The sequence below is a fragment of the Streptomyces sp. NPDC005761 genome, from assembly GCF_040630635.1.
GTDB lineage: Bacteria > Actinomycetota > Actinomycetes > Streptomycetales > Streptomycetaceae > Streptomyces.
The window spans coordinates 1-19,557 of sequence record NZ_JBEXXX010000011.1 but is presented as its reverse complement, the minus strand read 5'-3'; the positions used below and the strand labels follow the sequence as shown (position 1 = coordinate 19,557).

The following is a 19,557-nucleotide window of genomic DNA, read 5'->3' as shown; positions in this document are numbered from 1 at the left end:
CCCACTGTGAGGATTCGGTCGTGGCACCTGGCAGTGCGCTCATCCCCCGGCTCATGGACCTCAGCCCCGGGACGGAAGCGCTCCGGTACTGCTTCGCGCTGCCCGCGCAACCGGAGTCGGTCGCCGGCGCCCGGCGGCTGACGCGTGCCCGGCTGGACCAGTGGCGCCTGGACGACGACGCCCACGACGCGGCGGTCCTCATCGTGTCCGAGCTGGTCACCAACGCGGTGGTGCACACCGCCAGCGCGCGCGTCGTATGCGAGTTGCGCTGCCTGGAGACGCGGCTGCGCATAGCCGTACAGGACCAAGGACACCAGCCCGGCGGGCCGAGACTGGGCGGCGGCTCCGACGACGAGCACGGACGCGGCCTGCTGCTCGTCGACGCGATGTGCAGCGCCTGGGGGTCCCGCGACGCCGGGAACGGCTCGGGCCGCATCGTCTGGGCGGAACTGCCGCACAGCTCGGAGCACTCATGCTGAAGAACGCCATGTCCCATCTGCTCGGAGCCAGGCGCTCCCGCGAACCCGGCTGCTCACCGGGCGGCGGCATGGTGCAACTGCCGCTGCCGGCCGCCCTCTCGGCGAGCCTGGGCTGTGACGCCGTAGGCGTGCCCGCGCGCCACGGCTTCCGGCTGTTGTCTCACCTGCCGCGTACGGGCTGCGTCTTCGCGGATGCCGACCGCTGGTGGTGGATCGTGCCGTCCGGCTCCGATCTGGATCTGGACTGGCCCGCGCAGGCCGCGTACGCGCGCGGGGCGTACGTCCCCGCCGTGCGGCCCCGGCTGATCCACCAGCCCGACAGCCGTACGCCGTACACCCCGCCCATTCCCCTCTTCCTGATGGTCTGCCAGGTGATGGGTGTGGCACCTTCGTGGGCGGCGCCCGCGGGCGGACCGCACGCCGTCTCCGCTCCCTGAGCCCTCTCCCCCGTGTGCGTGGAACGAGGGTCCGACCTGCGCGCAGCGACCTCTTCACTCGCTCCACGCTCCGGTCACGCTGCGTTGTCAGTGGTCGGTCCTACTGTGGAACCACTGATCGAAAAGCCCGTGGCAGTGCGGGTCAGACGGGTGTGAAGGGGGCGGACCTGTGCGTCGCTGGGAGTACGTCGAGGGCGGTGCGTCGAAGTTCTGGGAGACCGGATCGGATGGCGCCGCGGTGACGGTGCGGTACGGACGCTGCGGGAGCGAGGGACGTACGCAGACGAAGGAGTACGGCTCCCCGGAGGCGGCGGACGCGCAGGTGACCAGGTCGATCGCGGAGAAGGAGCGCAAGGGGTACCAGGAGGTGGGAGCCCCTGCGTCGATGCCGTCCACGGGCGGTACGGACGCGCCGTCCGGGCCGGGGCCGAGCGGGGCGGCCGAGGACCCCGGATCGCTGCCCGACGAGGACTCCTTCGTCATGCCGGCCGCCTGGCGGCGTCTGCTCGTCCCCCGGCGGGGTGGAGTGGTGCGCACGCCTGCCCGCGCCCAGAAGGGGCAGTTGGACGCCGTCGAGGCACGGACAGTCGCCGAGAAGGCATGGATCCAGGAGTTCCTGGACGCACCGGCCAGCGACGCGGGGCTCGTGGAGCTGACGCGGCTGCACCTCGCAGGCAGTCGCTCACCGGCCGGAGCGGCGGCCGTGGCCTCGATCGCCGGCCTCGTCTCCCCGCACGCGGGTTCCTGGGCCGACAGCTGGGTGCGACTCGGCGGACTGCCGTTCGCGGCCCGGGCGGCGGTGGAGCTGTTCCTGACCGAAGCCCACTGGATGCAGTACGGCAGCAGGCGCGAGGACCCCTGGCTGGAGGCGTGCACCCGCACCCCTCAGTCCTACTGGACGCGGTCGTGCAGTCCGGCCTTCGACCGGGTGCGGTCGCTCCTCGCCGCTGCGGACGACGAGACCTACCGGGCCACGATCGAGGCCCTGTCCCGCTGTCGGACCGACGCCTACCGCAAGATCATCACGGCCTATCTGGCGCCGAGCGAGACCGACTGGGTCGACGGACTCTGCACGGATCCCGAAGTCACTGCGGAACAGGACGACGCCGTCCTGTCCTTGGTGTTCTGCACTCTCGGCTCCGCTGATCAGGCCCAGGCCTTCGCGCACACGCCCACCATCAGTCACAGCGCCGCCCTGATCGCGACAGCGGCCGAGGGGATCGGCACAGCCGTCGTGCCGCTGATCGGCAAGGACCTGAACCACACCTACTCCTACGCGGACCGTGTGAAGCAGGTCGCCAACGCCCTGGTGGAATTCCCGACCGACGAGGCGTTCCAACTCCTGCTCGCCCACTCGGACGCCAAGCACGTCCGTCCCGCTCTCATGGACGCGATGCGCCGCTACCCCGTCCGGGCGCTGCGGCTGCTCGCCGCAGAGGTCCGAGGCCACGCCGGTACGGCATCCAGCGTTTCGCGCCAGTTGCTGGCGGGGCACATCGCCGCCCACCGCGCGCTCGTGGAGAGGGCCCTGCCGACGCTGGGCACCGACCTGGCGGAGACCGTCGAGCCATTCCTCAACCCGGTGAACCGGCTCGCCGACGCACCGGCCGAGGCCCTGCCGGCCGTACTGACGGCCCCGCCGTGGACCCGGCAGCGGAGCAGGACGAAGCCCACGGTCGTGACCGTTCCGACCGCTGCGGCTGAGCCCGTGGTGGAGTGGCTGCCTGGCGAACGGGACCAGTGGGCGGCCTCCACCAGCTGGTACACCCGGCGGCAGGACGAGGGCGACTGGGAGAGCGCTGTCGCCGCGCTGCGCTACCGACTCGACGCACCGAACCTGCAGCCGGCGTGGGTCTACGTCCACGGCCCGGAGGAATTGGTCACGCCACTGCTCGCCACCTGGGACCCCACCGACCTGTGGGACGGCTCGGACACACTGAAGCCGATCGCCGCCCGCTTCGGACTGGCCGCACTCCCGCTGCTGCTGCGCGCCGTGCCCCGCCAGCCGAGCTCCCTCGCGCCGTTGCTCCTGCCCTTCGTCGACCGGTCGGTCGCCCGGCACATGGCCGACTGGGCGGTGCGGCTCAAGTCGACCGCGGCCACCGCCCGTTCATGGTTCCAGCGGCATGGCGCCCGGGCTGCCCGGCTGCTGGTACCGGACGCCGTCGGCAGGGCCGGCGTCGCGCGGCGCGCCGCCGAAGCGGCCCTGATCCAGATCGCCGCGCTGCACGGCGACGACATCGTGCTCCGCGCCGCCGAGGCGTACGGCGCTCAGGCGGCGGACGCGGTGGCCGGGCTGCTGACAGCGGATCCGCTGGAACGGGCACTGCCCGCCGCCATGCCGGCGTTGCCGCGGTGGGCCGATCCTGCGCTGCTGCCGCAGATCGCCGTCACGGAGGGCGGCGCTCTGCCGCAGGCGGCGGTGCGCCATGTCCTGACGATGCTCGCGATGTCGGGACCCGGCGAGCCGTACCCGGGCCTCGCCGAGGTCACGCGGACGGCGGAGGGTGCCTCATTGGCCGAGTTCGCCTGGGCCCTCTTCGAGCAGTGGCGGCTCGCCTCCCTTCCCGCCAAGGAGTCGTGGGCGCTGAACGCCCTGGGCCGGCTGGGTGACGACGAGACGGTGCGCCGGCTGACACCGGTGATCCGGTCCTGGCCCGGGGAGGGCGCCCACCACCGCGCGGTCGAGGGTCTCGACGTCCTCGCGGCGATCGGCAGCGATGTGGCGCTCCTGCATCTGCACGGCATCTCCCAGCGGGTGAAGTTCAAGGCCCTCAAGGTCAGGGCCGGGGAGAAGATCGCCGAGGTGGCCGCGGGCCTCGGACTCACCGGCGAGCAGCTCTCCGACCGCCTGGTACCCGATTTCGGCCTGGCCGCGGACGGTTCGACCGTCGTCGACTACGGGACCCGGACCTTCACGGTGGGCTTCGACGAGCAGTTGCGGCCGTACGTACGGGACAGCGACGGCAAGCGCCGCAAGGACCTCCCGAAGCCGGGTGCGCGGGACGACGCGGAGCTGGCATCCGCCGAACGCAAGCGGTTCATGGCATTGAAGAAGGACGTGCGGACGGTCGCCTCCGACCAGGTGCGCCGACTGGAGGCCGCGATGGTGGCGGGCCGGGCGTGGACGGCGCGGGAGTTCGGCGAGCTGTTCGTCGGCCATCCGCTGCTGTGGCACCTGGTGCGACGCCTGGTGTGGCTGAGCGAGACGGATGGGAATACCACCGCTTTCCGGGTGGCGGCGGACCGCACCTTCGCCGACGCCGACGACGAGACCTTCGTGCTCTCCGGGGAAGCGACGGTGCGCCTGGCCCATCCCCTGCACCTGGGCGAGCAGCTGACCGCCTGGTCGGAGGTGTTCGCTGACCACGAGATCCTGCAGCCCTTCCCCCAGCTGGGACGTGCCGTGTTCACGCCGACCGAGGAGGAGGCCGGCACCAACCGCCTGACCCGCTTCGAGGGCCTCAAGGTACCGACGGGCAAAGTCCTCGGTCTGGAGCGCCGTGGCTGGCAGCGCGGGGTGCCGCAGGACGCGGGGGTGGAGCGCTGGATCTCCAAGCGTCTTGGCGCCGACTGCTATCTGGTGATCGCACTGGACACGGGTATCGCGGTGGGCGTCGTCGATATGTTCCCCGACCAGACCCTGGAGACCGTCTGGCTCGACACGCGGCCCGACGACTACCGGCCGAGCCGCGGCTACGCGCAGCGCTTCGGCGAGCTGGACGCGGTCACCGTGTCCGAACTGCTTGCCGATCTGGCCGGGCTCACCGAGGGGGTCGCGTCATGACCGTACGGAGCCACGCGTCCGCCGGTCCCGTCGGCGGGAAGGGCGCGACCCGGGCACCACGCCCGCCCGCACAGGTGCCGGCTCGCCTCGGCGGCCCCCGGTGCGCCCGGCACCGGCGAGACCGCGGACACACCGTTGCGCCGGGTCCGGCTCACCTCGCTCGGCTGCCGAATCCGGGGCACGGCCGAAGCCCCGGTCACCGAGGTGTACTTCGCGCACCCCGGTGCCGGGACCGGGACCGGGTTGCTGCTGAAGCGCAAGAACGTGGGACGCCCCGACGGGCAGCAGCTCAGTGCAGATAGGAGAGCCCCGGATGCACCTTCACATAGCCGTCGACGAGCCGGCGGGCGACCGAGACGGAGTCCACCAGGGGATGCAGCGCGAAGGCGCGGACGGCGTCGGCACGTGAGCCGGTCGTCGCCGCGTCGAGCACCGCGCGTTCGACGGCCTTCACGGCGGTGACCAGTCCGACGGCGTGGTACGGAAGCGGATCGACGGCGACAGGGCGGGCGCCGTTCGCGTCCACGAGACAGGGAGCCTCGATGACGGCGTCCGCGTCGAGCACGGAAAGGGTGGTGCAGTTGCGGACGTTGAGGATCAGGGAGGTCTGTTCGTTGCGGGCGACGGCCCGCATGAGCGCGAGCGCGACCTGCTCGTAGCCCCCGGAGTCCAGATCGCTCTCCTCCCTCTCGCCCGCCCCCGCGACCTCCCGGTTCTCCGACATGTACGTCGCCTCGCGCTCGGCGCGGGTGCGGTCCCAGGTGGCCAGGGCCGGGGTCGCCGGGTCCTTCATGCGGCCGTAGAAGCCCTCCTGCTGTTCACGGAGGAAGGCGCCGCGGGTCTGCTCGGCGTCCTGGTAGGCCCGGACAGCCTCCCGGTTGAAGTAGTAGTAGTGCAGGTATTCGTTGGGGATCGCGCCCAGGGAGCGCAGCCAGTCGGTGCCGAAGAGCCGGCCTTCCTCGAACGAACCGAGCAGCTCCGGGTCCGCCAGCAGGCGCGGGAGTTCGTCGCGGCCCTCGACGTACAGGCCGCGCACCCAGCCGAGGTGGTTGAGGCCCACGTAGTCGATACGGGACCGGTCGGGGTCCGCGCCGAGGACGCGGGCGATGCGGCGGCCGAGACCGACGGGTGAGTCGCAGATCCCGATGACGCGGTCCCCGAGGTGGCGGGACATGGCCTCGGTGACCAGGCCTGCGGGATTCGTGAAGTTGATGACCCAGGCGTGCGGGGCGAGCCGGGCGATGCGCCGGGCCAGATCGACGGCGACCGGCACGGTGCGCAGCCCGTAGGCGATGCCTCCGGCGCCCACCGTCTCCTGGCCGAGGACACCCTCCTCGAGAGCGACCCGTTCGTCCGCCGCCCGACCGGCGAGGCCGCCGACCCGGATCGCGGAGAAGACGAAGTCGGCGCCGCGCACCGCCTCGTCCAGGTCGGTGGTGGCGACGACGGTGGGCGCGTCCGGGATTCCCTCGGCCTGCTCGGTGAGGACCCTGGCCATGGCGGTGAGCCGGTCGACGTCGGAGTCGTAGAGGGTGACGGCCGAGACGCGGCCCTCGGCATGGTCGGCGAGCAGCGCGCCGTACACCAGAGGAACCCGGAATCCGCCGCCGCCCAGAATTGTCAGCTTCACGCTTCCGCATGGTACGTGGGGTGGCGGAACGAGGCGCGGACGACCGGCCGGTGGCCGGTACGCCCGCGCCCGACGGCGCCGCCTGCGGTCAGTACCCGTTCCACCAGCGGGTCACGACGCGCCACAGCCTGGCCGGGACCGCCGGCCGGCGCTGCTGCGGGATCATCCCGGCCGCGGAGCCTGTGTCGGCCCGTCCGTCGACGGATCCGTCGACCGCTACGGTCGCCCCCACCGGACCCGCGCCCGTCGCCGCGCCGGCCGGTTGCGAGGGAACGGGCGCGCGCACCGGGGTGGGCGCCGTGTGCCGTACCGCGGACTGCACCTCCCAGTCCTGGCGCGCCGGGTTCGGCTTGCCCATGGAGGGCGGTTCCCGGTCGTCCTGCGGGGCGCGCGGCGCGAACTCGGCCGGGAGCTCCACCAGGTGGCGGCCCATGATGTTGCCGACCCACCGCAGTTCGCTCTCGTCGACGGCGAGTTCGAGGTCGGGCAGGCGCATCAGCAGGGCGTCGACGCCGACGTCCGCGATGGCACGGCCGATGTCCTGGCCCGGGCATTCGTGGGGCCCGCCGCTGAACGCGAGATGGGCGCGGTTGCCCTCCATGTTCGCGTCGAGGTCGGGGCGCACCACCGGGTCCGTGTTGGCGGGGGCGATGCCGACGATGAGCGCGTCGCCCGCCTTGATGCGCTGCCCGCCCAGTTCCGTGTCACCCACTGCCCAGCGGCCGAACACCGCGGTGAAGGGCGGTTCGTCCCAGAGGGTCTGCTCGACCGCCTCGGGGACGGTCATGTGGCCGCCGCTGAGCCGGGCCCGGAAGCGTGGATCGGTGAGCACCATGCGGAGCACGTTGGCGATCAGGTTGGTGGTCGCCTCGTAGGACGCGATCAGGATGAGCCGCAGATGCTCGGCCACCTCCTGGTCGTTCATGTCGGCGGGGTGCTCGACGAGCCAGGTAGCGAAGTCGTCCGCCGGTTCACGGCGGCGCCGTTCGACGAGGCGGCTCAGCGCGGCCAGCACATAGGCGTTGCTCTCCACGGCGGTCGCGGTGCCCCGGGTCATGTCGCGGGCGGCCTGCACCATCCGGTCGTTGTACTCCTCCGGCATGCCGAGGATCGCGCACATCACCATCATGGGCAGCCGCTCGGCGAAGCCGCTGACCAGGTCGGTGCGGCCCTCCCGGCAGAAGTCGTTGACGAGCCGGTTGCTGTAGCGGTTGACGTGCCGGCGGACGCCGCGGGTGTCGATCCGGCCCATGGAGTCGGTGACGGCGCCCCGTTGACGCTCATGGGTGGCACCGTCGGCGAAGACGCAGATCGGCTGCCAGGTGAAGATGGGCGCCAAGGGGTGGTCCGGCGCGACGCTGCCGTCCTGCAGGGCCCGCCAGCGGCGCGAGTCCCGGGAGAACTGTGAGGGCGTACGGGTCATGTGCAGGTTCTCGCTGTGACCGAGGACCAGCCAGGCGGGTACGTCGCCGTGCAGCAGTACGGGTGCCACGGAGCCGTGTTCGGCCCGCAGTTTGTCGTACAGGCCGTGCGGGTCCTGTTCCGCCTCGGGGCCGTACAGTCGTCGCAGGCCGCCGGGGCCGATGCCGAGGCCGTGGGCCGGGCACTCGGGGGGCGGTACCGGCCCCGTGGCCTCGCCGGGTTCGTAGTGGAATGGGGATGTCACGATCGCTCCAGGGATCAGGCTGCCATGGCCGGACGGATGGGGGTACGCGGTGGGGGCGCGCGAATCGGGTGCGGGCGAGGCGTGCGGGCGACGTCAGCCGAGCGGCACGGCCAGACTGTGCAGATAGCGCATCAGGGTCATCAGCACGTCGCGGCTGGAGGCACGCAGCCGGGCGTCGCAGTCGATCATCGGCACCTCGTCCGGCAGGTCCAGGGCGCTGCGCAGCGCGTCGACGGGGTGCTTCGGCGCGTCCGGGAAGGTGTTGACGGCGACGACGAACGGCACGCCGCGCTCCTCCAGCCGCCCGATGACGTCGAAGCTGACTTCGAGGCGGCGGGTGTCGATGAGCACGACGGCGCCCAGTGCGCCTTCGAACAGTCCGTTCCACAGGAACCAGAAGCGCTCCTGGCCAGGGGTGCCGAACAGGTAGAGGATCAGCTCCTCGCTGATGCTGATCCGGCCGAAGTCCATGGCGACGGTGGTGGCGGTCTTGCTCTCCACCCCGAAGTTGTCGTCCACGCCGACGCCGGCCTGGGTCATGGTCTCTTCGGTGGTGAGCGGCCGGATCTCACTGACCGAGCCGACCATGGTCGTCTTGCCGACCCCGAACCCTCCGACGATCACGACCTTCACCGCGGCGGTGGCCGTGGTGGGGAGGACGTCCTCGCTCCGGGGGCCCGTGATCGTGTCAGAGTTTCTGAAGTCCATGCATCACCGCTTCGAGGAGGGACCTGTCCGGGAGGGTCGCGCGGACGATCGGCGCGCGCGATTCGATCAGTTCCGTGGCGAGGAGTTCGGTGAGGAGCGAGGTCACCACGCTGAAGGGCAGGCTGAGGTAGGCGGAGATCTCGGCGACGGATAACGGTGCCTGGCAGAGCCGCAGGATCACGGCCTGCTCGGGCTGCACCGTCGGTGAGGGTTGCGACTTCGAGACCACCATCGTGACCAGGTCGAGCGCTGCCCGCTCGCTGCCGTCGGGATCGCCGGTGATGACGTACAGCCGTTCCGGATCGCTCAGTGCCGGATCGGCCTTGCGGCGTTCTCGTCGGGAAGAACTCATCCGGCCTGCCCGTCGTGTCGGGGCGGACTCGTGAGGTGGGCACCGATGCGTACGACCATGTCGCGCATCCGCGATCCGACGAGTCCCGCGTCGACCGTCTCGCCGGCGAGTACCGCGAGGTAGGCGCCGGCGCCGGCGGCCATCAGGTAGAAGAAGCCGCCGGTCACCTCGATGACGACGAGGCGCATCCTGCCGTCGCTGTACGGGATTTCGGAGGCGACCGCGGCGGCCAGGCTCTGCAGCCCGGCACAGGCCGCCGCGAGCCGGTCGGCCACGTCGGGGTCCCCACCGTGCCGGGCGATGCGCAGGCCGTCCGCGGAGAGCACGACGATCTGATGGATGTCCGGGACGTCGTCGGCGAGCTCTTTGAGCATCCAGTCCATGTTGCCCCGCTGCTGGATCACTTCAGGTCTCCCTTGTCCCACGCATCGTCGGAGTCTTCGTCGGCCCTGGGCTCCCGGGGCACGCCGTTGGCGGCCTTGGTGAACGCCTCCAGCCAGATCCCGGGAGGCGGCTCCTTGCCGTTGGCCTGACCGTTGCCGTGGCCGTTGCTCCGGCCGGCTCCCTCGGTGGACTGGGCGGGGAGGTTGTGCGAACCCAGCGGCGCGCGGCCGCGGCTGCGGCGCTGCGGGAGCCCTCCCGGGGTCCATTCGGTCACCACGGGGGCCTCGTCCTCCATGGCGACGGCCGGAGTGGCGGGCCGGGTCTCGGGCGCGACCGGTCCGGTGGCCGGACGTGCGGCGATGGGACTCGGCTTGCGGTGGCTGCTGCGGGCCGGGACGACATGCTTCATGTCCGCGAGGTCGATGTCGCTGGTGGGCCGCGACGTGGCGCCGATGCCGTGGGCGATACCGGGCGCGGGGCCGGTGGTGATCATGGCGCGGGGCACGATGAGCACGGCGCGGACACCGCCGTACGCGGACTGCCGCAGCGACACCTGGAGGTCGTACATCCGCGACAGCCGGCCGACGACGGCCATGCCGAGCCGGGGGGACTCGCCGAGGTCGTTCATGCTCGAGCCGGCCTGGGCCCTGGCGAGCATGTTCTCGGCCCGGGCGCGGGCCTCCTCGCTGAGGCTGACGCCTCCGTCCTCGATCTCGATGGCGATGCCGGTCTGGACCTCTACGGCGGTGACGTGCACCCGGGTCTGCGGCGGCGAGTACCTGGTGGCGTTGTCGAGGAGTTCGGCGCAGGCGTGGATGAGCGGTTCGACCGCGGTGCCGATGATGGCGACCTTGGCGATCGAGTGCAGATCGACGCGCGGGTATTCCAGGATGCGCGACATGGCACCGCGCAGCACGCTGAACAGCGGTACGGGCTTGGGCCACTGACGACTGGGGCGGGCGCCGCCGAGTACGGCGATGGAGTCGGCGAGCCGGCCGATCAGCGCGGTGCCGTGGTCGATGCGCAGGAGGTCGTCGAAGACGTCGGGGTTGCGCCCGTGGTGCTCCTCCATCTCCCGCAGTTCACTGGCCTGCCGGTGAACGATCGCCTGGACGCGGCGGGCGACGTTGACGAAGGCGCGCTGCGCGGAGTCACGCGTCGCCTCCTCGTTGTCGATGATGTCGAGCACCGTGTAGACGAGCGCGCGTTGCGCGTCGGGGAGGTGGCGGTAGACCTCGTCCGCGTCGACGACGTCCCGCAGCACCTCGTCGGGCGAATTGCCCACGCGCAGCCGGTGGATCGCCGCAGGGAGGAGTTCCTTGCTGATCCGTACGGTCTCTTCGTCGTGATTGGCGATGCGCCGCTCCAGCGCGCTGACGCGCTGCTCGTAGTGGGCGCGCTGGCGCCGGTTCGTGCGTGAGCGGCGGGCGAGTCGGACGGTGAGCACGGCGACCACGGCGGTGGCGACGACGCCGCACCAGACGACTGGTATCCGCGCGGCCTCGGCAACCAGCGCCACGGCGGCCGCGGTTGCGCCGGCCATCCCGAGGACGGGCAGCAACACGGCGCGGGCGACGGGTGTTTCTCGGTCGATCGGTGGTGATTCGACACGAACCATCTAAAACCTCTGGCGGTTGATTCGGGAGGTAATCGGGAGGTACAGCGCTTGCAGGGCAGTAGGGAACAAGCGCTCGAATTCATATCAACTCGACTTCACTGCGCGTGAGCTTAGTCAGATCGAAACAGTGCTTCGGCACATTCGCCCAACCCCCTGCGCGAGCGCTCTCGCGGTAATACACTCACGAGTTTTTACACGCAACGCCAACAAGCGTGTGCGGGGAGTGACGAGGGTGATGGATTCGGAAGACGCGCCTGCATCCGTCCTCCTGTGCGGGACACGGTTCCGTGGATCCGCTCCCACACGGCTCGGCCCCCGCGTCCGATCCGTACGGCGAGGAGGCGGATCACCGAGGTCCTTGCTAACCGCAGCCGCCTCGCGTCCATGGCGAACACCCAGGGAGGAGTCCCACAGAGAGGGACAAGGGCACATGTGATCGAAGCGGATCGAAAGGAGCAGATTGATGACCACCGCAGGGGTGCAAGGCATTCCGGGGCACGAAGGGGAACAGACGTCTCATGGGACCGGCACGGGACTACACCATCGAATCGCTCGATACCGGCCTGCGACTGATGAGGCTGTTCCTCACCCATGACGCGCTCACCGTGTCCGAGGCGGCAGAGCTGCTCTCCATCGGCCGCTCCACCGCCCACCGCGTCCTCAGCACCCTGGAGGGACGCGGCTTCGCGATCCGGGAGACCGCGGGGCGGGGGTACTCGGCCGGCCCCGAACTGGTGCGCCTGGGCCGTCCGGCCGGATTCGGCGCCCCCGTCAGGCAACAGGTGGGCGCGGTACTGGAGGATGCCGTGCGGAGCACCGGCGAGACCGTGCTGAGCCTCGCGCTGATCGGCGATCAGGTCGTGGTCACCGACGGCCGGGAGTCGTGCCGGCCGGTACGGGTGGTGCTGGAACGGAACCGCGTCCGTCCCGCATACGCCACGGCGGGCGGCAAGTTGCTGCTCTCCCGGCTGACCACCGCACAGGTCTGCACCCTGTATCCGCGGGAGCGGCTGGACCCGGTCACCCCCGGCACGCTCACCTCCCGGCCGGGCCTCCTCGCCGAACTGGCCGAGATCCGTGACCGCGGATACGCGCTCAGCCGCGGCGAGTCGGTGCAGGGCGTGCACGCGGTCGCCGTACCGCTGGCCGGTTCCACCTTCCGCGACCGGCTGGCACTGGCGGCGTGCGCACCGGCCGGGCGCGGCGACGACGCCGTACTGGGGCGTCGCGCCGGAGAACTCCTCCGGTCCGTCGCACGGTTCGGCCCGGCCGGGTAGCGCTGCGGGCCCGGACGACCCGACGGGTCAGCGACGGGCGCCGCCGAGCCGGCCCTCCAACTGGACCAGCAGTTCGCTGAGCTGCGCGCTGAGCCGGTCGCGGGACTCCGCGTCGAGACCGGAGAGCACGGCACGTTCGTAGGCGAGTTGTTGCGGCAGCAGTCCGTCGACGAGTTCCCGCCCCTCGTCGGTGAGGCCGACGTGCGCGACCCGGCGGTCCCGGGCGTCGCTGCGGCGTGCGATCAGGCCCCGCTCCTGAAGGACCCGGAGCCGTTTGGTGACGGCGGCCCCGGAGGAGAACGTCTCCCTGGCCAGCTCGCCCGGGGTGAGCTCACGGTCGGTGCGTCGCACGGCGCCCAGCAGGTCGAATTCGGCGCGGGTCAGTCCGGCACTCCGCAAGGGTGCGTCCTCGGCCTGCTGGAGCAGGGCGGAGCAGCGGTTGATACGGCCGATGAGCTCCATCGGCCCGGTGTCGAGTTCCGGGTTGACGGCCTGCCACTGCCGTACCACCGAGGCGACGATGTCGTCGGTCACACCGCTCCGTTCTCCTGGGCCGGGGCGATCATCCCCTGCCGTGTCGCTGTCGCCGCGAGCGTACGGTGTCCGGCCTGCTCGGCCGCGAGCACCGCCTCCTGCGGCAGGGCGCGCTGCCACCACTCGCCGGCCGCGGTGTCCTCGGCCTCGCGCAGTTCGACCAGCGATCCGGTGAGCCTGCGGCGGGCCGCGTCCAGGGCGGCGGGCGTGGGCGCGGGGGCGGCCAGGGTCTGTACGGCGTGGGCGCGGGCCCGCTCGGCGTCGGCGAGGGCCTTCTCGACGCGGCCGGTGGCGCGGCGGTTGGTGACGAGCACCGCAGCGAGGAATCCGACGCCGGCGCCGATGACGGTGTCCAGGACCCGGTCACCGATGAGCTCACCGGCCGGGTGGCTGCCGGCGTACTCCAGGACGAGCAGCGCCATCGGGGTGACGGCCACGGAGCCGAGCCAGTAGTTGCGGGTGATCAGGGCCTCGGCTGCGAACCCGAAGAGGAGGCAGAAGCCGATCAGGGCCAGTGGGTCCATCCGGGCGGCCGGGAGGACGGCGGCGAAGACGAGGACGCCGAGGAGGTTGCCGAGGGTGCGCTGCAGCGTGCGGTTCCAGGAGAGCATGACGTTGGCCTGGTAGAGCGAGGCGGCGGTCACGATCGCCCAGTAGGGGCGGCCGACACCCACGGCGGAGCAGATGTACCCGGCAAGGGCGCAGCCGATGAGCGTGCGGGCCGCGACCGGCAGCAGCGGGGAGCCGGGGGCGAGGCGGTGCAGCAGCGCGCGCACGGAACCCTCGCGGGCGGCCTGGCGTCGGGCGGTGCGTTCGGCGTCGACGCCGAAGAGTTCCGCGGCGGTCCCGGGAGCGGGCACCGGTGTGGGGACGGGACCGCGGGACCGGGTCCGCCGGGACCAGTCGCGGAGCCGGGCCACGTCGGCGGCCGCGTCCTGCGCACTCCCGGTGAGGGCGGTCTCGGCGTGGACGACGAGTCGTTCCAGTGCGTCGCGCACGGGGGTGGGGCGTCCGGCGGCGAGGAGGGTCTGCCAGGCCGCGTGCACGGCGGCGACCGCGGCGCGGCGGGTGCGGTGGCCGGGTTCGGCGACGTACGCTGCCGCGGCGTCCAGAGCGCGGGCCGTGGCGCGGCGCTCGGGCCCCTCCCGGCGGACGAGCGCGGGGGCGACGGTCACGACCCAGGAGACCGCACCCGCGGCCAGGGTCAGGGCGAGGTGACCCGGCACCTGGCCGGTCGTCTGTGGGGAGAACAGGGCGGCAGAGCTGACGAAGGTGAAGATCACCGGCCCGGGGGGCCCGATGCGGGTGGCGTCGCAGAGCAGCTTCTGCCCGGCGGCCAGCAGGGCGCCGACGGTGATGAGGACCGCGGTGGAACCGGTCAGCGAGGCCGCGACAAGAGAGACGGCCAGCCCCGCGAGCATCCCGAGGACGACGCCGACGACGGTCCTGGCACGACGTGCGTACGGCAGGTTGTGGCCGTACAGGGCGCAGAGCGAACCGGCCATCGTGTACATCACGAGGTCGAGGCGGTCCAGGGAGTAGAGCACCAGGTTGGGGATCGCCGTGGCCACGACCACGCTGGTCGCGGGCTTGAACCACATGTCCGAGGGCCGGGCCAGGCGCAGCGGGGCCGCCAGCGGGATTCTGCGGGCGGAGGACCGCCGGGACCTGATGCTTGTATTACTCACCCAAATACCTTAGCAGGTATTACACACGTAAACGAGTTTGTCGGTCCGCGTGCCCGATGGCCCGCCCCGGCGCACGGTCATAGCGTGCACGTGTGCCGGGAAGCCGGGCACACATCCACCCACGCCCGGAGGAATCCGAATGAAGCTCACCGCACCGGTGCCCGGCGGTCCCTGCTGGATCGAGCTGAGCACCTCCGACGTACCGGCGGCCAAGTCGTTCTACGCCGCCCTCTTCGGCTGGCGGGCGGAGACGGACCCGCGCGAGGAGGCAGGCGGCTACACCGTGGCGCACCTGGGGGACGACCGGGTCGCGGCACTCAGCCCCACCTACCAGCCCGGACAGCCGCCGGCCTGGACGGTCTCCTTCGCCGTCGAGGACGCGGACGCGACGGCCCGGAGGGCGACCGGGGCGGGCGGTTCGCTGCTGGTCGGCCCGATGGACGTCTTCGAGGAGGGCAGGTTCGCCGTCCTCGCGGACCCCTCCGGCGCGGTGTTCTCGCTGTGGCAGGGCCGCGCCTTCGCCGGTGCCGACCTCTTCAACGAACCGGGGACGCTGGGATGGACGGAACTCGTCACCCGGGAGGGCGCACGGGCGCTCGCCTTCTACCCCGATGTCTTCGGCTGGACGGTCAAGGCCTCGCAGACGTACCCGCAGTGGGGAATCGACGGGGAGGACTTCGGTGGCGTGCTGACCCTGGACGACAGCTTTCCGGCCGAGGTGCCGCCGCACTGGCTGCCGTACATCGCCGTCACCGACGTCGACGCGACGGCGGCCACCGCGCAGAGCGGGGGCGGCGACCTGCTGATGCTCCCCACGGACATCGCGGGCGGCCGCAGGATCGCGGTGGTGCGCGACCCACAGGGTGCCGCGTTCGGGATCTACCGGGCAGCGGACGAGGGGTAGCCCCCGTCGCCCCCCAGCCCCGTCGCCCTCCAGCCCCGACGCCCCCAGCCCCGTCGCCCTCCGTCAGCCGCTCTGTTCGTTCTTACACCTGGACGTGGTCGCCGGTGCCGACCACGCGAACGCGCGCACCCGGTTCCCTCGGCCACCGGCGGCCGACGAGCGCGTCCGTGCGGTGGTCAGCGCGGTGGGACCGACCATCCACGCGGTGATCGTGACGACGGCTGCGGACGCGTGAGGCTCCACGGTCGATGGGCGCCGGGCCCTGCGCCGGGGAGCGGCGTGTTGCCCCCGCACGGCCGCTCGCGGGATGGTGAGGCCACGTAACCAGGACGGCCCGGGGGCGGGGGAACAGCGTGGATGAGTCGACGTGGTCTCAGCGGAGGGTCTCGACCAGCGGCAAGACGCTCCAACTACCGCGGGCGCTGCTTTCTTTCACCCTTGTCGATCTGGTCTGGGAGGTCATCAAGACCAACTTGAACGACTCTGTACGCGACGCATGGCCGTGGCGGTTCACCGTTCTTGACACCTCCACCTGTGCGGCCGTCGTGGCGCTGCTGACCGGCATCATCGTGACGCGATCCCAGCTGTCCCAGACCATGCGCCCTGCCTTGAGCTGGTCCGGGTTCAAGGGACACAGCCGCGAACTGGCCGATTCGTCGAGGACGGTCACCCTCATCAACGCCGGTGGGGGGCGATCCGTGGTGCACTCCGTCACCTACCGGATCCGGGCAGCCGAACCGTTCGCGGCGGATGCCGCGATCCTCCCTGGGTGGTTGAGCCGGCCCCAGGTCATCACGTCCCTCACGGCACTCGGCCTCGACCCGGACGAGGACTACTTTCTCCTGCATCTCGGTCCCGGGGCGGCCGTTCCGATGACGAACACAGGCCGGGAAGGCCTGGAGCTGCTCGCACTGGGTCCGAGGGCTCTGGAGCGGCTGACCGCGTTCGACATCAGAGTTCAGGTCATCGACGCCCTGGGTGACGTCCACGAACGTCGACTTCAGTGCGTCCGGCCCCTGCCGCAGCCGCGTCCCAGCTCCAGGCCGTAGGGCGGGTGCCGGGCGGGCGTGTTCGTCCGACTCGGCGGACCCGTCCCAGGGCCCGCACCGAGCAGATACGCCCGCCCGTGTCCCTCGCCTGACTGGTGAGGGAGACGGGCGGGCGCGTCTGCGGTCCGGCCTCAGCCGAGGCCGCGGGCGTCCTGCTTGAGGGCCGTGTCCACCGTCAGGGCCGTCGCCACCACGAGGCTCAGCAGCGGCTCGGGCAGCTGGTAGTGGATCTGCAGCACGTAGTTGTCCGCCGTGGTGAACATGGTCTTCGCGAGACCTTCCCAGGTCTTGGTGATCCGGGCTATCTCGGCGTCGTTGTGGTCGACGATCGCGAAGTTCCAGGCGCGCCAGTTCTCCGCCTTGATGGCGCCGGCCTGCCGGCCGTCGACCATGATCGCGAAATTGATCTTGCCGATGGCGTTCTGCTGGACGATCTCGCCGACAGGCTGCCCGTCGGGGCGCTGCACGATGACCTTGGACTTGATGAACTTCGCCGGGCGGGTCAGCAGCAACTGCGGCTGACCGTAGGCGTCGCGGATCTCGAGCCGGTGGGTCAGGTACTGGTCGATGCTGGTCAGGAAGCGCAGCACCTTCCGCAGCGCGCTCTGACCGACCTGGACGACCGAGCCGATCGTGTTGCCGTGCTGGTCGAAGACTCTGTACTCGTTCGTCACCTCGATCAGCTTGGCCTTCTGGTTCACGACCAGGACCTGCTGGTTGAACAGCGTCACCCCGCCGGGGGCGCCACCCTGCTGCTGGGGAATGCCCTGCTGCGGAACAGCGGCGGCCTGCTGCTGGCCGGCCGCCTGCTGCTGATAATGCTGCTGGGCCGCCTGCTGCTGGTACTGCTGCTGCGGGACCGCCTGCTGCTGCGGCGCCTGGGCGGGAGCCTGGGCCTGCTGCTGTCCGCCGGCAGGATTGGTGTGCTCGGTCCACTGGGAACCGTCCCAGTAGCGCAGCAGCTGGGGGGCGCCGTGCGGATCCGGATACCAGCCCGCAGATACGTTCGAGTGCGTTGTCACCGGGGCACACTATCCCGGCACGCCCGGAGGCGGCCCCGTCGCTCCGGGATCCACAGTTTCACCGATCCCGGTCCCGCACTCATTGAAACTTCACACACCGGTACGATGCCGGGATGGACTGGCTGAGCGAGCGCACGGACCGGCGGCGGAGCACCCGCGCGTCGGTGGTGCTCGGCTGGGTGTTCGTCCTGATCGCCCTGGCCTCGTGCTGCTGGCCGACACCCGGGCCGTCCGCTTCCGCGCATCACGCCCCCACCTCGGCGGCCGCGCCCCGGATCACCCTCGCCGTTCAGGTACCGGCAGCGCGGGTCGTGGTGGCCGATGCCCCGGGTGATCGTGGGGTGGGGAGTTCCTGCCACGGCGCCTCGGAACACTCGGCCCCCGTCGTGCTGCCCGGCCGGCCCGCTCCGGCCGCCCTCCCGTCGGCCGCCGCGCCGCTCCCCTCGGCCCCGCTCACCGGCGCCGCCGCCATCCGCGGCCCGTCGAACGGGGCCGTGGACGACGTCGACCGTCTGCGCCTCCAGGTTCAACGGATCTAAGGGCCCTTACCGCTCTCGGACAGCCCGAGAAGCGCTCCCGCGCGCCCGCAGCCCATCCGTGTCACGAACCGAAGGACCCGCCATGGCCTCCACCAAGAAGCAGCACACCCCTGCCGCCGCCCGCCGCGCCAAGCTGGAGGAGGCCCGCCGCAAGGAGCGGGTCCGCGAGCGCCGCAGCCGCATCATCACGATCACCGCGGCCGTCGTGGTCGTGGCCGGTCTGGTCGCCGGTGGCGGCTACCTGATGAACGCCGCCGACGAGCAGGACAAGGCGGAGACGGCCGCCAAGTCATCCCCGGTCGAGGGCGAGAAGAGCTGGGACAAGCTCTCGCAGGAGCATGTGCAGAAGAAGGTCGACTACCCGATGAACCCGCCGGTCGGTGGCGACCACAACCCGGTGTGGATGAACTGCGACGCCGATGTCTACACCGAGGAGATCCCGAAGGAGAACGCCGTGCACTCGCTGGAGCACGGCGCCGTCTGGGTCACCTACACGAGCAAGGCGAGCCCGGCCGACGTCGAGAAGCTCGAGAAGAAGGTCGAGGCCACCCCGTACTCCCTGATGAGCCCGGTGGAGGACCAGAAGTCCCCGCTGGTGCTCAGCGCCTGGGGCAAGCAGCTGGCCGTGAAGAGCGCCGGCGACGCCCGCGTCGCGCAGTTCTTCACGAAGTACGTCCAGGGCCCGCAGACCCCGGAGCCGGGCGCCGCCTGCTCCGGCGGGATCGCCAAGTGACGTCCGCGGCCCGTGCGTCACGGCCGATGGCGTTGGCCGGCGGGGCGGTGCTGTTGCTCGCGCTCGGTCTGGTCGCGCTGATGGTCCTGCGCCCCTCCTCGGCTCCCGCCGCCGCGGCGTCCTCGGCAGCCCCTGCCGAGGCCTCGGCCGATGTCGGATTCGCGCGCGACATGGCGGTCCACCACCAGCAGGCGGTCGAGATGGCCTTCATCGTGCGGGACCGCACGTCCGACGTGGCGGTGCGCCGGCTCGCGTACGACATCATCAACACCCAGGCCAACCAGCGCGGCATGATGCTGGGCTGGCTGGAGACGTGGGGGCGCGCGAAGAGCTCCCCCGGGCCGCCCATGGAATGGATGGGGCACACCGTCACCGCACGGGACGGCGCGCTGATGCCCGGCATGGCGACCGACACCGAGCTCGACGCGCTCCGGTCAGCGAAGGGCAAGGACGCCGAGGTGCGCTTCCTGAAGCTGATGACCAGGCATCACCGGGCCGGGGCGGAGATGGCTCGGGCGGCCGCCACCGCGGCGGGGACCGAGGAGATCCGGAACCTGGCATCGGGCATGGTCCTGGGCCAGCAGTCGGAGATCGCGCTCATGGCGGACATGCTCCAGGAGCGTGGGGCCGCGGCCTGAGCGTCGGACGGGATCCGTCCCGCCCCCCACGGCGGGGCGGGACGGCAACCCGCACACCCCCCACCCCAACCCCACTCACCGACGGCATCGCGAAAGCACGGGCACCCAAAGA

General features: G+C 71.5%; 18 protein-coding genes. 9 read left to right on the top strand and 9 right to left on the bottom strand.

The annotated features are described in order from the left end of the window. The first annotated feature begins 20 nt into the window (after positions 1 to 20). From ABZ434_RS13265 to ABZ434_RS13255, 3 genes are all read left to right on the top strand, one after another. A complete protein-coding gene (locus ABZ434_RS13265) occupies positions 21 to 479 on the top strand; it encodes an ATP-binding protein (protein ID WP_359134977.1) in 459 nt (152 codons plus the stop codon). Then, positions 473 to 916, top strand: a complete 444-nt coding sequence (locus ABZ434_RS13260; protein WP_359134975.1) for a hypothetical protein — start codon at positions 473 to 475, stop codon at positions 914 to 916. The genes ABZ434_RS13265 and ABZ434_RS13260 overlap by 7 nt, the downstream gene beginning before the upstream one ends. 169 nt (positions 917 to 1,085) lie before the next feature. After that, entirely contained in the window at positions 1,086 to 4,703 is a 3,618-nt protein-coding gene (locus tag ABZ434_RS13255) for a DUF4132 domain-containing protein (protein WP_359134974.1), read from the top strand. Positions 4,704 to 4,992: 289 nt separating this feature from the next. Here ABZ434_RS13255 and ABZ434_RS13250 read toward each other — a convergent pair whose 3' ends face one another. The 6 genes from ABZ434_RS13250 to ABZ434_RS13225 form a co-directional block, all read right to left on the bottom strand. Continuing rightward, complete coding sequence (locus ABZ434_RS13250) at positions 4,993 to 6,333, bottom strand: 6-phospho-beta-glucosidase (protein WP_359134972.1); 1,341 nt, start codon at positions 6,331 to 6,333, stop codon at positions 4,993 to 4,995. Positions 6,334 to 6,421: 88 nt separating this feature from the next. After that, positions 6,422 to 7,999 (bottom strand): cytochrome P450, encoded by a 1,578-nt coding sequence (locus ABZ434_RS13245; protein ID WP_359134970.1) that lies wholly within the window; start codon positions 7,997 to 7,999, stop codon positions 6,422 to 6,424. A gap of 93 nt (positions 8,000 to 8,092) precedes the next feature. Further along, entirely contained in the window at positions 8,093 to 8,707 is a 615-nt protein-coding gene (locus ABZ434_RS13240; RefSeq protein ID WP_359134968.1) for an ATP/GTP-binding protein, read from the bottom strand. Further along, positions 8,688 to 9,059: a DUF742 domain-containing protein gene (locus ABZ434_RS13235; protein WP_359134966.1), complete on the bottom strand. Its 372-nt coding sequence runs from the start codon at positions 9,057 to 9,059 to the stop codon at positions 8,688 to 8,690. Before ABZ434_RS13235 ends, ABZ434_RS13240 begins: the two co-directional genes overlap by 20 nt. Then, positions 9,056 to 9,463: a roadblock/LC7 domain-containing protein gene (locus ABZ434_RS13230; protein ID WP_024494673.1), complete on the bottom strand. Its 408-nt coding sequence runs from the start codon at positions 9,461 to 9,463 to the stop codon at positions 9,056 to 9,058. Before ABZ434_RS13230 ends, ABZ434_RS13235 begins: the two co-directional genes overlap by 4 nt. Further along, positions 9,460 to 11,061: an ATP-binding protein gene (locus tag ABZ434_RS13225; RefSeq protein ID WP_359134964.1), complete on the bottom strand. Its 1,602-nt coding sequence runs from the start codon at positions 11,059 to 11,061 to the stop codon at positions 9,460 to 9,462. Before ABZ434_RS13225 ends, ABZ434_RS13230 begins: the two co-directional genes overlap by 4 nt. A 518-nt stretch (positions 11,062 to 11,579) precedes the next feature. Between ABZ434_RS13225 and ABZ434_RS13220 the strand changes: the two genes are divergently transcribed. After that, positions 11,580 to 12,338 (top strand): IclR family transcriptional regulator, encoded by a 759-nt coding sequence (locus ABZ434_RS13220; protein ID WP_359134962.1) that lies wholly within the window; start codon positions 11,580 to 11,582, stop codon positions 12,336 to 12,338. A gap of 27 nt (positions 12,339 to 12,365) precedes the next feature. Here ABZ434_RS13220 and ABZ434_RS13215 read toward each other — a convergent pair whose 3' ends face one another. Together ABZ434_RS13215 and ABZ434_RS13210 are read right to left on the bottom strand one after the other, a co-directional pair. Beyond that, positions 12,366 to 12,872, bottom strand: coding sequence for a MarR family transcriptional regulator (locus tag ABZ434_RS13215; protein WP_359134960.1), 507 nt, complete (start codon positions 12,870 to 12,872; stop codon positions 12,366 to 12,368). Then, positions 12,869 to 14,560 (bottom strand): FUSC family protein, encoded by a 1,692-nt coding sequence (locus ABZ434_RS13210; RefSeq protein ID WP_359134958.1) that lies wholly within the window; start codon positions 14,558 to 14,560, stop codon positions 12,869 to 12,871. Before ABZ434_RS13210 ends, ABZ434_RS13215 begins: the two co-directional genes overlap by 4 nt. Positions 14,561 to 14,699: 139 nt before the next feature. Here ABZ434_RS13210 and ABZ434_RS13205 point away from each other — a divergent pair, with 139 nt between their 5' ends. Then, the gene (locus ABZ434_RS13205) at positions 14,700 to 15,464 is read left to right on the top strand and encodes a VOC family protein (protein ID WP_359134956.1); all 765 of its coding nucleotides are present in this window, start codon (positions 14,700 to 14,702) and stop codon (positions 15,462 to 15,464) included. A gap of 353 nt (positions 15,465 to 15,817) precedes the next feature. Further along, positions 15,818 to 16,513, top strand: a complete 696-nt coding sequence (locus ABZ434_RS13200) for a hypothetical protein (RefSeq protein WP_359134954.1) — start codon at positions 15,818 to 15,820, stop codon at positions 16,511 to 16,513. Positions 16,514 to 16,644: 131 nt separating this feature from the next. On the opposite strand, the gene ABZ434_RS13195 is transcribed toward ABZ434_RS13200, so the two are convergent. After that, a complete protein-coding gene (locus tag ABZ434_RS13195) occupies positions 16,645 to 17,535 on the bottom strand; it encodes a phospholipid scramblase-related protein (protein WP_359134952.1) in 891 nt (296 codons plus the stop codon). 113 nt (positions 17,536 to 17,648) lie between these two features. Here ABZ434_RS13195 and ABZ434_RS13190 point away from each other — a divergent pair, with 113 nt between their 5' ends. From ABZ434_RS13190 to ABZ434_RS13180, 3 genes are all read left to right on the top strand, one after another. After that, a complete protein-coding gene (locus tag ABZ434_RS13190) occupies positions 17,649 to 18,074 on the top strand; it encodes a hypothetical protein (RefSeq protein WP_359134950.1) in 426 nt (141 codons plus the stop codon). A gap of 82 nt (positions 18,075 to 18,156) precedes the next feature. Then, positions 18,157 to 18,807: a DUF3105 domain-containing protein gene (locus ABZ434_RS13185; RefSeq protein ID WP_359134948.1), complete on the top strand. Its 651-nt coding sequence runs from the start codon at positions 18,157 to 18,159 to the stop codon at positions 18,805 to 18,807. Further along, positions 18,804 to 19,445: a DUF305 domain-containing protein gene (locus ABZ434_RS13180; RefSeq protein WP_359134946.1), complete on the top strand. Its 642-nt coding sequence runs from the start codon at positions 18,804 to 18,806 to the stop codon at positions 19,443 to 19,445. Before ABZ434_RS13185 ends, ABZ434_RS13180 begins: the two co-directional genes overlap by 4 nt. Positions 19,446 to 19,557 lie beyond the last annotated feature (112 nt).

Bases quoted from the DNA above. Each gene is read 5' to 3' on its own strand.
- ABZ434_RS13260 (WP_359134975.1), top strand. From the start codon at position 473: ATGCTGAAGAACGCCATGTCCCATCTGCTCGGAGCCAGGCGCTCCCGC.
- ABZ434_RS13220 (WP_359134962.1), top strand. From the start codon at position 11,580: ATGGGACCGGCACGGGACTACACCATCGAATCGCTCGATACCGGCCTG.
- ABZ434_RS13225 (WP_359134964.1), bottom strand. From the start codon at position 11,061: ATGGTTCGTGTCGAATCACCACCGATCGACCGAGAAACACCCGTCGCC.
- ABZ434_RS13240 (WP_359134968.1), bottom strand. From the start codon at position 8,707: ATGGACTTCAGAAACTCTGACACGATCACGGGCCCCCGGAGCGAGGAC.
- ABZ434_RS13205 (WP_359134956.1), top strand. From the start codon at position 14,700: ATGAAGCTCACCGCACCGGTGCCCGGCGGTCCCTGCTGGATCGAGCTG.
- ABZ434_RS13235 (WP_359134966.1), bottom strand. From the start codon at position 9,059: ATGAGTTCTTCCCGACGAGAACGCCGCAAGGCCGATCCGGCACTGAGC.
- ABZ434_RS13190 (WP_359134950.1), top strand. From the start codon at position 17,649: ATGGACTGGCTGAGCGAGCGCACGGACCGGCGGCGGAGCACCCGCGCG.
- ABZ434_RS13185 (WP_359134948.1), top strand. From the start codon at position 18,157: ATGGCCTCCACCAAGAAGCAGCACACCCCTGCCGCCGCCCGCCGCGCC.